Below are 13032 nucleotides of genomic sequence, written 5' to 3'. Positions count from 1 at the left end.
GCCATGTTTGATTTGGATATCGAAATGACTTTCGAGGACGCGGCGGTGCGTCGCTTGACGGTGGCCGCGCCAGTGCTGATCGGGCGCAGCGCGCATTGCGGACTGCGTATACCGAACTGGCGAGTCGGCAGGCAACACGCCCGCTTGCTGTGGGAGGACGCCAGTATCGTGCTGGAAGATCTGGGCACCTTGGCAGGCACCCTCGTCAATGGCGCAAGGGTAGTGCGTCATGCTCCAGTATTGCCAGATGACGAAATTTTGATCGGCCCTTGCCGTTTGCGGGTGCAATGGTCCGCACGCGATGGCGCGTCATTGTCTGAAGGCAATACCCACGATCCTGCGGAAGCTGTTGCGGTCGAGTCCTCCATCGTTGCTGCGGACTCCATGGACGCGCTCTCAATGCGTCCTGGGCAGGCCTCTCATGGAGTGTTGCAGCACCCGGTGCCTCAGCCCTTGCCGCAGGGCTCGCCACTACAGCACGGGCAACCACAGCCTCGGCCGACTCAGCATCGCTTGCAAGAGCGCAGGCGCTTGCATACCGCGTTGCTGGACGGACTGGACCTGCGTAGGCGCGATGTCGCGGGTATGAGCGATGGCACGTTGCGCGCCGAAGCCGAGCGTTTGCTGACGCACATTGTCGCAACCGACATGGAATTGTCCGCCGATGTGGACAAGGCCGCTTTGTGTCGGGAGGTGCTGGACGAGGCCGTCGGCCTGGGGCCATTAGAACCGCTGTTGGCTGCGGCGGACATCACTGAAATCATGGTCAATCGCTATGACGAAATCTACGTTGAACGCGCAGGCCGTCTTACCCGTCATCACGCCGCCTTCACGAGCGAGCAGTCCGTGCGATGGGTTATCGAGCGCATCGTGACGCCGCTGGGCAGGCGTATCGACGAAAGCTCCCCAATGGTGGACGCGCGCTTGCCGGATGGGTCGCGAGTGCACGCCATTCTTCCGCCTGTGGCAATGAAAGGAGCCAGCCTGACCATCCGCAAGTTTCCCCAACAGCGGCCTCGAATGCCAGATCTGATCCAGGCAGGCTCCTTGAGCAACGCAATGGCGCAGTTTTTGGCGTTGTGCGTAAGGATGCGCAAGAACCTTGTTGTTTCCGGAGGAACGGGTTCGGGCAAGACGACATTGCTGAACATTCTGTCCAACGAAATCCCGGATGGCGAACGCGTGGTCACCATTGAAGACGCGGCTGAACTACGCCTTATCCATGATCATCTGGTGGCGTTGGAGGCGCGGCCAGCCAACCAAGAGGGCCGGGGGCGCGTTGATATCCGTGAACTGGTGCGCAATGCATTGCGCATGCGGCCCGACCGCATCGTTGTGGGGGAGTGCCGCGGGGCCGAGGCGTTTGACATGCTGACAGCCATGAACACAGGGCATGAAGGGTCGCTGACGACTCTGCACGCAAACTCGCCGCGAGACGCCTTGGGGCGGCTCGAATCGATGATCCTGATGGCAGGTCTGGATCTACCGCTGTCGGCCGTGCGTGAGCACATCGCGGCCAGTGTAAATGTGGTGGTACAGCAGGCAAGGCTGGCGGATGGCCGGCGTCTTGTGACGTCGATTGTCGAGGTGGCGGGGATGGAGAGCGGCCGCATTCAACTGCAAGACCTGTTTCTGTACGACCGCAAGGCAGGCTTTACAGGATGCGGCGCCTTACCGGGATTTGCCCGGGAATGGGCCGAGCAGGATGTGGACATGGATACCGCCTGGTTTACAGATGTTCAGGGTCCGTCCGCTTTCGCGCAGGGGGTGAAATGATCTGGCTCGCCGTCGCCAGCACCATGTGCTGCGCGGGAGTGTTGGCGTGGCGGATTCAGAATTGGTTTGCGCCTGCGCTTCGCCGCTACCGCGAGATCTACACCCAGGAAGCCGGTGTGCGCTTGAGCGAACTGTTTCTGTTCATTGACCCGGCGCAGCTATGGGTAGCCGCCGTGGCGTGCGCGGCAGGGGCGGCGGCGCTGGCATTTTCGGCGACGGGTAGTGGTGTGGTGGCTGCGGTGATCGCGGCGGCTGCGTCCCGAGTTCCCCGCATGATGGTTGACGGGTTGCGGGCCAGGCGTGCGCGCCGCTTTGAACAGCAGTTGCCGATGGCGCTGTTGATGCTGGCTGCGGCCTTGCGCGCCGGCGTCGCGTTGGCGACGGGCCTGCGTCATGTCGTCGAGCAGAGCGGCGCGCCATTGGCGCAAGAGTTCGGTCTGATGCTGCGAGAGCAGCGATTGGGCGTTCCGTGGGACACCTCCCTGGACAACCTGCACACGCGCATGCCGGCGGACTCCACGTCGCTTGTGGTTGCTGCGATGCGCATCGCCGCTCAGACCGGCGGCAATCTTGCCGAGGCATTAGAGAGTATTGCGCAGACATTGCGCGCCCGCTTGCAGTTGCAGGCAAAGCTGCAGGCACTGACGTCTCAGGGGCGATTGCAGGCTTGGATTGTGGGGGCGCTGCCGTTGTTGTTGCTGGCTGTGTTGGACCAGCTAGAGCCGGAAATCATGGGGCTGCTGTGGCGTACGCCGATGGGGTGGGGCGTGCTGGCTATCGTGGCAGTGCTTGAAATAGCAGGGGTGCTACTGATCCGCCGCATTATCCGGATCGATATTTGATGGGAGATCGCGATGTGGCTTTATGTGGGGATGGTGTCAACAGCGCTTGGCGTCACCTGGGGGGCGTGGCTGATCTTGCGGCCTTTGCTGAGGCCCCTGGCATGGCAAGACTCTAGCGCGTCCGCTTCCATGCCTTGGTGGTGGCGTGCTGCATGGCCGTGGGTGTCAGCCGTGGCGCCATTGGCCGGGCCGTTGTGTTCCTGGCGTTGGCGCATTCGGCTGACGCGGGCGATCGAACAAGCTGCCTTGCCGGCGGGCGTGGGTTATGCACACCTGGCGGCGCTCTGTGCAAGCGCGGCCGCCGCGGCAGGCAGCTTGGTGGCGGGTATTGCGCTGCTTACTACGGATGCGCCACCGTTGTCCTGGTTGCCATGGATGGCAGCTGCGGCGCTGGCGGGCGGCGTGTCGCCCATGCTTTGGCTACGAGGGTTGGGCGCGAAGCGTCGCGCCAGTATTGAACGAGATCTGCCGTTTGTGTTCGACATGATGACGCTGTGCGTCGAGGCAGGCTTGAGCGTGCAGGGCGCCTTACAACTGGCCGCGCAAAGCGGACCTCGCGGGGCGCTGCGGGACGCATTGGCGGACGCCCTGGCCGAGATGCGGGCAGGGGTGGCTAGAACGGCTGCGATCAAGGCTTTGGCCGAGCGCAGCAATAGCGCGCTTGCGCGGAATTGGGCGGCAGCGTTGGCGCAGGCGGATGCGCTGGGCATCAGCCTGGGGCCGGTGTTGCGCGCCCAGGCTGCGCAGTGCCGCAGTGACCGCCATGTGCGCGCCGAGCAGTTGGCCATGCAAGCGCCAGTAAAAATGCTATTGCCGCTTATCGGGTGTATTTTCCCGTGCACGTTCATCGTGCTGGCGTTTCCGATCGTGGTTCAGTTGCTGCGCAGTGTGCAATGACTGGCCGGACGCCGTTGCTGGCGAACCGCTTTCGATTCTTGCAAGTGAGCGATTGGCGGGGCCGGATGCGTGGCCTGCTGGGACGCCGGCCGCCCGGTGCGCGATCCGGCATCCTGTTGATGCCGTGCGCAGCCGTCCACACTTTTGGAATGCGCTACGCCGTCGATGTGGCGTTTGTGTCGCAAGATCTGCGCGTGATCGCGGTGCGCAGGGCGCTTGCGCCCCGACGCATTGCGTTATGCCTGGGCGCTATTGCCGTTGTCGAGCTGCGAGCTGGCGCTATTGATGCCGAACACGGAGGTATAGGCAGGATAGAAGCTGCAATACAGTATGCCGCCCGCCGCGATATTGAACGGAATTTGCAGCGTGCCGGCAAATTGTGGCGATACGCCCATCGCCACCAGCAAGCCCGCGCACAGGTCGATAAACAGGAACACCAGAAGCCATGTGGCGCCATAGATCAAGAAGGGCCACTTATTGCGCCAGCAGGCGATACCCGAGAAGAACAGCGCCTGAATCAGACGCAGTCCGTGCCAGGCAACCAGCACCGGGGCGTGCCAGAACAGCGCGGCGATGATGACATAAATGATGGCAAAGGTAATCAGCGGGATGCGCATCGCCGACAGCAGGGGATCCATCGAGCTTTCGACGGCCGCGATACGCATGCCTTCGACCATGGCATCCATGAACGGCATGAAGACCGCCAGGCCCGCAATCATGCATAGGCCCGCGTACAACAGGCCCATCAGGAAGAGCTTCTTGAAAACGCCGGGCTGTTTAAGCGGCTTGCCCCACATCGAAGGCAGCATTACTCGGTCGGCTTCCACATGCTTGCACGCGGAAAGCGTCATCAAGGTGATGATGGGCATAAGGGCAACGACCAGAATTGGACCCACGGGGGGCGTCACACTGGCGAAGACGACCAATAGGCTGATGAACATGGCCCAGGTAAACATGGCCAGCGGCTGTTTACGGAACAGACGGAATCCGTCTCGAACCCATTGCCAGCCGGATGTCGCGGGTAAGAATGCTGCTTGCATGGCTCTCTAAGGGGGAGGTCTCTTAAGAAGGGACGCGATACGCCCATTATGGGGGGCGTAACGATTACGGCAATATGGGCAAGCCGGGGCGGTGGCGCGCTAGCAACACTCTTTCAAAATGACGAGGGTCATGCGGTTTAAGGGTTTGCGCCGGACGCGGTAAGAAAAAGTCGTACAGGCGCGATACCCAGAAGCGCAAGGCGGCGGCCCGCAGCATCAGGGGCCAGACTTCACGTTCAGCCTCGGTAAATGGGCGCACGCTGGCGTAGGCGCTGAGCCAGGACTGCACCAGCTCGGGGATGAAAACCCCAGTATCGCGGTCAATGCACCAGTCATTGACGCTGACTGCCACATCGAACAACCAAGTATCGCAGCCGGCAAAGTAGAAATCGATGATACCGCCCATTAGCGGATCTTCGAATGTGCCGGCAAACAGCACGTTATCGCGGAAAAGATCGCAATGAGCCGGGCCGGTTTGCAGCGCCTGCCAGGCGGGCGTGGCGGCGGCGGCCTGCTGGGCGTCTAATTCCGAACTCAGCAGTTGGGCTTGGCTGGGGTCCAGAAAGGACATGACCTTGGGAGCCGTTTCTTGCCACCACGACAGACCACGCAGGTTGGGCTGGTGGATCGGGAAGTCCTGGGCGGCCAAATGGGCGCGGGCCAGCGTGGCGCCGGCCAAAGCGCAATGGGCCGCACCGGGGGCGGGCTCGTAACCGCCTGGCAGGCGCGACACAATGGCGCAGGGCTTGCCGTGCAAGGTCGTCAAGCGGGTACCGTCGCGCAAGTTCTGCGGATGGGGCACGGGGATGCCGCGCTGCGCCAGGTGGTACATCAGTTCGATGTAGAACGGCAACTGGGCGTGCGTCAACACCTCGAACAGCGTCAGGACATACTCGCCGCGGGTCGTATACAAGAAGTAGTTCGTGTTCTCGATCCCCGCCGTAATTCCTCGAAGCGAGACAAACTCGCCCAGGTCGAATTGCGCCAGCAGGGCGCGCGCGTCGTCGTCGGATACGGGAGTGAATACGGCCATTGATATACGAGATGGAGGGGGTTAACGGACGCTCAGGCTGACCTTGAACGGCGGCGGCGGCGCAATTTTAGACCACATAGCGGCCGGGGTCTGGCGGGAGCCGGCCCAGGGGGCGAATCCCCGGGCCGGACATAATGACGCTAAGCCCGTAAAATACTGCATCCCCTTGTTTTGTAGAGTGATTCGTGGACTCCCCCGATTGGCGGCTGTGTGTCGCCCCGATGATTGACGTAACTGACCGCCATTGCCGCTTTTTCCACCGGCTGCTGGCCCCCCGCGCTCGCCTGTATACCGAGATGATCACCACCGGCGCGCTGTTGCACGGCAGTGCGGAACGCCACCTGGACTTTGACGAGGCCGAGCATCCGGTCGCCCTGCAATTGGGCGGCAGCGAACCCGACGCGCTGGCTCAATGCGCCAAGCTGGGTCAAGAATGGGGCTACGACGAGATCAATCTGAATTGCGGCTGTCCCTCAGAACGCGTTCAGAAGGGCGCTTTTGGGGCTTGCCTGATGGCAGAGCCAGCACTGGTGGCAGACTGTATCAAAGCCATGCAGGACGTCGTGGACATTCCCGTCACCGTCAAACACCGGTTGGGGCTGAACTACGAAGACTCCTACGCATTCGTGCGGGATTTTGTCGGCACGATCTATGACACGGGGTGTCGGATTTTCATCGCTCATGCGCGAAACGCGGTGTTAAAGGGCCTGACACCCAAAGACAACCGCGAAATTCCTCCACTGCGCTATGACGTGGTCAAGCAGCTCAAGCGGGACTTTCCGGACTGCACCTTTGTGCTGAATGGCGGGTTGGCTGATGCGGAACAATCCGTGCGTGCCGCAGAGGAGTTCGACGGAGTCATGTTGGGCCGCGCGGCTTGGCATACGCCGCGTGTCTTATCCGAAGTCTCGATGCGGCTGTGGCCGTCTGTGCGTTTGCCCAGCGATGCGCAAGTGGTGGATGCAATGACTGAATACACCGCTCGGCAGGTGGCCAAGGGTGTACCGCTGCGCGTGATGACGCGCCCTTTGCTGGGTCTGGTAAACGGGCAATCGGGCGCGCGCCGCTGGCGCCGAATGCTGTCGGACCCGTCTTTGCTGTCCGCCAACAATCCCGAATTGATCTACGAGGCCTGGCGCAGTCAACAGCATGCGCCTGATGTGCGCGGCGCCGCGTTTTCAGCGGCGCCGGTAGAGGCGTGACACTGCGGCGCGGACCGCAGTGGGGCGCTTAAGACTTGACCGGTTCGGCGCTTTCCGTGGGCCAGTCGCGGATATAAGCCTTCAGCATGTTGTTTTCGAACTGCTGCGCTGCCACGATGGCCTGGGCCATGTCATAGAAAGAAATAACGCCCATCAGGGTTGGGCCATCCATGACCGGAATGTAACGCGCGTGCTTTTCCAGCATCAGGCGCTGCACTTCGTCGGCGCTGGTGTTGGGCGTGACGCTGACGGGGGCGTCATCCATGATCGAGCGGATCGTGGTCTCACCGGCGCCACCGTGTGCGTGCATGTGGCGGATGATTTCGCGGAACGTGAGCATGCCAGTCAGGGTGCCGAATTCCATAATTACCAGCGAGCCTATGTCTTGCTCGCTCATGGTTTGCACCGCCTGGGACACAGGCATGTCCGGCGACGCCGTATATAGCGTGTCGCCCTTGACGCGCAAAATCTCGCTGACCTTCAACATCGGTTTCTCCTGGGCGGACTACGCCCTAATGCTTTGCTAGTTCTTTTTCGCTTCCAATTGCAATATTGGAGCGATGCCATTTTCGGTATTCTGCGCTTCTCCGCAGACTTCTTCCAGCGTGGGCGTCTTTTTCTGGGAAATCACCGCAGAGGCGACTCGTAATATTTCCGGGTCATCTCGCACTCTGGGCTGGTTGCGGTCCAGCAGAAAATGATCCACCAGGGGCGCAAGTGATGTTTCGCGGGCGTCGCAGGTCAAGACCCAATGGTCGTCGGGACTGCGTGTTGCCAGACCCATACTGCTCAATATTTCCAGCACCTCATTCAGTTCGTCTTGATGCAGATGCAGTTGCGCCGCCAACACGTTGGCGGGCAGCCCGGGCGGATTTGCGGCCTGCACTTGGCGCAATGCGCGCAGCGCATCTAGCGCGTCGACAAACGCCGCGCCCGCGTAGCGGTTGATTTCCCAGCGCCCCAACCGGATCAGCGGCGCGCTGGCAGCCAGAGTGGCGCCCAGGAGCACGGCCAGCCAAGACAGGTAGATCCAGAGCAGAAAAATGGGCAGCGTCGCAAAGGCGCCGTAAATGACTGTGTAGGTGGGAAACCGCGTCAGGTAATAGGCGAATGCCGACTTCATGACTTCCAGCACGATGGCGGTCACGCAGCCGCCCACTAGCGCATCCCGCCACAGCACTTCCCGGTTCGGGACAACGACAAACAGCGCCGCAAAGCCCAATGCAGTCAAAATCAGCGGGATGAAGGAAATGGCGACACTGATGGCGTCAGGCACGTCGCTGACGAGCCCGAGCGATTCGCGCGCTACGAAAGAGGTAGCCCAAAGGCTGGCGCCGGCCAGGACGGGACCCAGTGTGATGACCGCCCAATACACCAGAGCCCGCTGGGGCAGGGGGCGCTGGCGCGAGACATGCCAGATATCGTTGAATGCCTGGTCGATCGTCATGATCAGCAACAGGGAAGTGACCAGCAGGAATCCCCCGCCAATGGCGGTCAGGCGAGAGGCCTGACGGGCGAACTGGTTCAGATATTCCATGATGTTGTCCGACACGGACGGCGGCATCAGGCTGTTGGTCAGGAAGTCTTCGAGTGCGACACGGAATTCCTGGAACACCGGGAAGGCGGTGAACAGCGACAGCACCACTGCCAGCATGGGAACAATGGCCAGCACGGTTGTGAAGGTCAGGCTGGAGGCGACCTGCAGCAGCTTTTCTTCGTTGGCGCGTTGCGCAGTGAAGAGAAAGACGCGTCCAGTCCTCGCAACCCATGAAGAGCGCGAAGACGAGGGCTGGGGGGCCGCCGGCGTGGCGGCGTCGGGCTCGGCGGGGCGATTCATCAGGCGATAATAGCAGTATGAACCCTGAACTCAACCCCCGTTTGCGGCTGCTTGCCTCGGTTTCCCTGTTTGCCCTGATCGTGCTTTGTGTCGCCTGGGAAACCGTGGTGGCGCCCGTGCGGCCGGGCGGGTCCTGGATGCTGCTGAAGGCTTTGCCGCTGGCATTTCCGCTGCGTGGCATCGTGCGCGGCAATCTATATACCTACCAGTGGGCGTCGATGCTGTCGCTGCTGTATCTGATGGAAGGCGCGGTGCGCGCCATGTCCGATCCCGCGCCGCTGTCGGTGCTGATGGCATGGGGCGAAATCATCCTGTCAGCCACTTTTTTCCTTAGCGCCATTTTCTATGTGCGGCCTGCCAAGCGGGCTGCCAGGAGCCAACGCGCATGACCGCCTATTCCCTGTCTGAACTGCATGCCGTCAATTCCTTCGCGGCCCTGCCCGCCGCGTTCTATACAAGGCTGGCGCCCCAAGGGTTAAACAATCCGCGATTGCTGCACGCGAACGCCGAGGCGGCGGGTTTGATCGGGCTGGACCCATCGGCCCTGACTTCGGCTGAGTTCCTAAGCGTGTTTTCTGGTTCTCAGCCCTTGCCCGGTGGCGACACGCTGGCGGCTGTCTACAGCGGCCACCAGTTCGGCGTTTGGGCTGGCCAGTTGGGTGACGGCCGGGCTCACCTGCTGGGCGAGGTGGAGGGGCCGCAAGGAGGCTGGGAATTGCAGTTAAAGGGTGCTGGCATGACGCCGTATTCGCGTATGGGCGACGGCCGCGCTGTCTTGCGTTCGTCGGTGCGCGAGTATCTGGCTAGTGAAGCCATGTATGGCCTGGGGATACCGACCACGCGGGCGCTGGCGCTAGTGGTGTCGGATGATCCGGTAATGCGCGAAACCGTGGAAACGGCCGCCATTGTGACGCGTATGGCGCCTAGTTTCGTGCGGTTCGGTTCATTCGAGCACTGGTCGTCCCGGCGTCAGCCCGATTTGTTGAAGACCTTGGCCGATTACGTTATCGACCATTTTTATCCCGAATGCCGGGTATCGCCTGCCGGAGAGCCTTTGGATGACGCCGGGGCATACCTCAATCTGTTGCGGGCGGTCACGCGCCGAACCGCGACGTTAATGGCGGATTGGCAGGCGGTGGGATTCTGTCACGGCGTGATGAATACCGACAATATGTCGATTTTGGGCCTGACACTCGATTACGGCCCATACGGGTTTATGGATGGCTTCCGGTTGGGGCACGTCTGCAACCATTCGGATACGGAAGGGCGCTATTCCTGGAACCGTCAGCCGTCGGTTGCGCTGTGGAATCTGTATCGGCTTGGCGGTAGTTTGCATACGCTGGTGCAGGATGTGGATGCGTTGCGCGCCGTGCTGGACGAATTTGAACCGATATTCTCGAAAGCTTTCCACGAGAAAATGGGCGCCAAGCTCGGTCTGGCTGCCTGGCGGCCCGCCGACGAGGCATTGCTGGACGATCTGCTTAAACTGATGGACGCCAACAAGGCGGATTTCACGTTGACTTGGCGCCGGCTGGCCGACGCCGTGCTGGGAGATCGCCGCGCGTTCGAAGATCTTTACATTGATCGCTCCGCCGCAGCGGCATGGCTGGACCGGCTGTTGGCGCGCCACGCCGAAGACGCCCGGCCTGCCCAAGAGGTGGCGCAGTCAATGAATGGCGTCAATCCGCTGTATGTCTTGCGAAATCACTTGGCTGAAGAGGCAATCAGGGCCGCAAAGACGGGAGATGCCAGTGAAATCAATACGCTAATGCAGCTATTGCGCAGCCCATTCGTGGCTCAGGCAGGCTTTGAACGCTATGCCGGACTTCCCCCCGATTGGGCGGGTAGTTTGGAAGTTAGTTGTTCGTCTTGACGCGAATTGTGGATATTCGCAAATCAGACATCACCAAATTTGGGTATTAGTACAAAAAATACCTGTTAAATCGTGAAATATCGCGTTTTTTTTCACTGCAATCATTCGTTTCCATTGTAAATCTCGTAAGATTGTCGCCTGCGGAACACTCAGGATGGCAAGCGGCATCCTTGGGCATTTGTCGACAATTTTCAATATAAAGCACTCTGAATATGCCTGGAGCAGATGGTTTGCTGTGTATAGGCCTGCTTGAGGATGATGCTGACTTCCGCGAGGAGTTGGCATTAGGCTTAGGCGGCTACGGATTTCGGGTAGCGTTTGCTTGTGACAATGCTGCGGCGTTTTATCGCCGGTTGCAGGAGCAGCCGTGCGACATCGTTATTTTGGATGCGCACCTACCCGGAGAGGACGGTTTTTCTGTGGCGACCCGGCTGCGGGCGTTAAGTCCCGTGGGCATCGTCATGCTGACGGGCCGCAGTGCGCTGGAAGATCGCGTGCGAGGTCTGGAAGGTGGCGCTGACGTCTATATGACCAAGCCCGTAGACCTGCTGGAACTCAGCTCAGTCATTCGCAGCCTGGCGCGCCGGATGCGTCTGGCCAAAGCGCCTCGCCCTGCGGACGCCGAAACGCGTGCATCGGCTGATAGCACTTGGTCTTTGCAGGACGGCGGCTGGATTCTGGTGGCCCCGGACGGCGCATCCTTGCACCTGAGCGCCCAGGAAAGAACGTTTTTGGTGGCCCTCATGGATGCGGCCGGCAGCGCGGTCAGCCGTCAGGTATTGGCGGAACTGTTCCTGCCAGATAGTCCGGGCGGATTTGAGTTGCGGCGTATCGACGTGCTGGTCAGCCGTCTGCGCGCCAAGGCGCAAAGCGCGGGCTTGAAACTGCCAGTGTTGTCGGTACGCGGCCAGGGTTACGTATTCGCAGCTTGAGCGGGCGAGTGCCCGTATGGAAGGGCTCGCCTAGCCGGCGCTACGCAATGGAAATAGTCCGCCGGCCCATCACGTTGCGGGTCCGCGCGCGGGCAGTGTGATGACAAAGCGTGTGCCCACGCCGACCTTGCTGTGCATGGTCAGTGAACCGCCCTGGTTCTGGCAGATGCGGCGCGCAAGATACAGGCCAATCCCCATTCCCTGCGTTTCCCGATGAGCGGCACGCCGGAAATGCGGCTCGAAAATCTGAGACTGCTCTTCTTCGCCTATGCCCGGGCCGCGGTCCACGACTGCCATCCACGACATAGCCATGCCGTCGCTCAACGTTTGGCCTGTTTCGATTCTGACGGGTTCGTTGGCGGGTGAGTACTTGATGGCATTGTGGATCAGGTTGCGCAACACCACGCTCGTCAGTGGACGGTCGCAAAATACAGGTAGTGCGCCGTCAGTCTGAAGGACCAGCGCGTGCGCCGTGTCCGGTTTCATGGCAGTGACGACATCGCGCGCCAACTCTGCCATGTCCATTTGTTCGCCGCGGGGCGTCCACGCCTGTTCACCGAGCCGGTCTTGATTCAGCAACTGGTCCATTAATTCGGTCATCCGATTCACCGAACGATGGATGCGGGCCAGCCGATTGTCGACGGTTTCCCCACTGTCGGACAGAATCATGTCCAGCGATTGCGCTGCCGCACTGATCGTCGCGAGCGGTGCGCGCAGCTCATGAGAGACCAGTGCGTTCATTTGGCGCTGGGTATCCAGGGCGCCGGCCAGTTCTGCCAGACGCAATTCGCCTTGTGCCACATGCTCGGCGTCGCTTTGTTCTTGGACATTTCGCAGGATTGCCGGCTGGCTGGAACGTTGACGGCTTAGTGCCAGACTTAGCAAGGCGCCCGTTACCAGCAGCAAGCGAGCCAGTTCGACAAGCGCTCCGGGAGAATCTGCGCCATTTGCCAGCCAAGCATCCCTACCCAGCATCCACGCCGATAGGGCATACGCGGCGGCCAGGGCCAATGCCGGTACCCGGCCTGCCGGGCGCGAGACGGCTTGGCCAAGAAACCAGGCAGCCAACGGTGCGCTGAGGATGGCACAGACGCCAGCCACCCAAGCAGGGATCAGCCCGTTTTCGGTTTCGTACACAAAGATCAGTGCCAGTGCCGCCACGCCGGCCAGTGCAATCGAGGCCCATCGACATGCCGCGGCAAGGCGGACGGATGCGGGGGAGCCTGACAGGATGGGGGCCGTCAGCGCCAGCAAGGCGGCAAAGGAGCCTGCTTGCAATGCGCCGGGAGGCAGCAAGGACGGCATTGAGCGGAACAGGCCTTCCACCAGCATAAAGGCCACGCCCGCGCCATAGAGTGCCTGCCGCGTATAGCCCCAAGCAACGGCGCAAGCCAGGCCGCATGCAATGGCGATTCCAGCCGTCACGCCTAGTTGAAGATCGTCGTGAGCGCCGCTCAGGCCGAATGCCAAGACCGCGCCGGGCCAGAGCAGGGCGCACAGCAACAATCCCAGGCGCCGCAGAGGCGCTTGCAAACCGGTAACCGCACCGAGAGCACGACGATGGCGAAAGCGCCAGCAGGTGCGTAGAAACAATCCTTCC

The 13032-nt window shown here is 61.3% G+C and carries 12 protein-coding genes and 1 pseudogene; 8 read left to right on the top strand and 5 right to left on the bottom strand.

Annotated features, from left to right (window positions below):
• The first annotated feature begins 24 nt into the window (after positions 1 to 24).
• From RAS12_RS11765 to RAS12_RS31060, 4 genes and pseudogenes are all read left to right on the top strand, one after another.
• A complete protein-coding gene (locus tag RAS12_RS11765; RefSeq protein ID WP_306948587.1) occupies positions 25 to 1776 on the top strand; it encodes a TadA family conjugal transfer-associated ATPase in 1752 nt (583 codons plus the stop codon).
• Entirely contained in the window at positions 1773 to 2618 is an 846-nt protein-coding gene (locus RAS12_RS11760) for a type II secretion system F family protein (protein WP_306948585.1), read from the top strand. The genes RAS12_RS11765 and RAS12_RS11760 overlap by 4 nt, the downstream gene beginning before the upstream one ends.
• Before the next feature lie 129 nt (positions 2619 to 2747).
• Positions 2748 to 3515: a type II secretion system F family protein gene (locus tag RAS12_RS11755; RefSeq protein ID WP_306948583.1), complete on the top strand. Its 768-nt coding sequence runs from the start codon at positions 2748 to 2750 to the stop codon at positions 3513 to 3515.
• A pseudogene (locus RAS12_RS31060) lies at positions 3512 to 3745 on the top strand (DUF192 domain-containing protein); the annotation flags it as partial. The gene RAS12_RS11755 and the pseudogene RAS12_RS31060, both read left to right, overlap by 4 nt.
• 6 nt (positions 3746 to 3751) lie before the next feature.
• Here RAS12_RS31060 and RAS12_RS11750 read toward each other — a convergent pair.
• Both RAS12_RS11750 and RAS12_RS11745 read right to left on the bottom strand, forming a co-directional pair.
• On the bottom strand, positions 3752 to 4555 hold the full coding sequence (locus RAS12_RS11750; RefSeq protein ID WP_306948582.1) for a BPSS1780 family membrane protein: 804 nt from the start codon (positions 4553 to 4555) through the stop codon (positions 3752 to 3754).
• Between the two features lie 64 nt (positions 4556 to 4619).
• Positions 4620 to 5588 (bottom strand): homoserine kinase, encoded by a 969-nt coding sequence (locus tag RAS12_RS11745; protein ID WP_306948580.1) that lies wholly within the window; start codon positions 5586 to 5588, stop codon positions 4620 to 4622.
• A gap of 185 nt (positions 5589 to 5773) precedes the next feature.
• Here RAS12_RS11745 and dusA point away from each other — a divergent pair, with 185 nt between their 5' ends.
• Positions 5774 to 6790: a tRNA dihydrouridine(20/20a) synthase DusA gene (gene dusA, locus RAS12_RS11740; RefSeq protein WP_306948579.1), complete on the top strand. Its 1017-nt coding sequence runs from the start codon at positions 5774 to 5776 to the stop codon at positions 6788 to 6790.
• 28 nt (positions 6791 to 6818) lie between these two features.
• Here dusA and RAS12_RS11735 read toward each other — a convergent pair whose 3' ends face one another.
• Complete coding sequence (locus tag RAS12_RS11735; RefSeq protein ID WP_306948577.1) at positions 6819 to 7277, bottom strand: CBS domain-containing protein; 459 nt, start codon at positions 7275 to 7277, stop codon at positions 6819 to 6821.
• A gap of 36 nt (positions 7278 to 7313) precedes the next feature.
• A complete protein-coding gene (locus RAS12_RS11730; protein ID WP_306948574.1) occupies positions 7314 to 8627 on the bottom strand; it encodes a YihY family inner membrane protein in 1314 nt (437 codons plus the stop codon).
• A 17-nt stretch (positions 8628 to 8644) separates the two neighbouring features.
• On the opposite strand from RAS12_RS11730, the gene RAS12_RS11725 reads away from it, so the two are divergent.
• From RAS12_RS11725 to RAS12_RS11715, 3 genes are all read left to right on the top strand, one after another.
• Positions 8645 to 9016: a DUF2069 domain-containing protein gene (locus RAS12_RS11725; RefSeq protein ID WP_306948572.1), complete on the top strand. Its 372-nt coding sequence runs from the start codon at positions 8645 to 8647 to the stop codon at positions 9014 to 9016.
• Positions 9013 to 10500 (top strand): protein adenylyltransferase SelO, encoded by a 1488-nt coding sequence (locus RAS12_RS11720; protein WP_306948570.1) that lies wholly within the window; start codon positions 9013 to 9015, stop codon positions 10498 to 10500. Before RAS12_RS11725 ends, RAS12_RS11720 begins: the two co-directional genes overlap by 4 nt.
• A 212-nt stretch (positions 10501 to 10712) precedes the next feature.
• The gene (locus tag RAS12_RS11715) at positions 10713 to 11432 is read left to right on the top strand and encodes a response regulator transcription factor (protein WP_035212861.1); all 720 of its coding nucleotides are present in this window, start codon (positions 10713 to 10715) and stop codon (positions 11430 to 11432) included.
• Positions 11433 to 11501: 69 nt separating this feature from the next.
• Here the strand turns inward: RAS12_RS11715 and RAS12_RS11710 are convergent, their stop codons facing one another.
• On the bottom strand, positions 11502 to 12965 hold the full coding sequence (locus RAS12_RS11710) for a sensor histidine kinase (protein WP_306948567.1): 1464 nt from the start codon (positions 12963 to 12965) through the stop codon (positions 11502 to 11504).
• Positions 12966 to 13032: the final 67 nt, after the last annotated feature.

Origin of the sequence: Achromobacter seleniivolatilans, from assembly GCF_030864005.1 — a bacterium.
Classification (GTDB): domain Bacteria; phylum Pseudomonadota; class Gammaproteobacteria; order Burkholderiales; family Burkholderiaceae_B; genus Achromobacter; species Achromobacter seleniivolatilans.
This window is presented reverse-complemented; position numbering and strand designations above follow the sequence as displayed.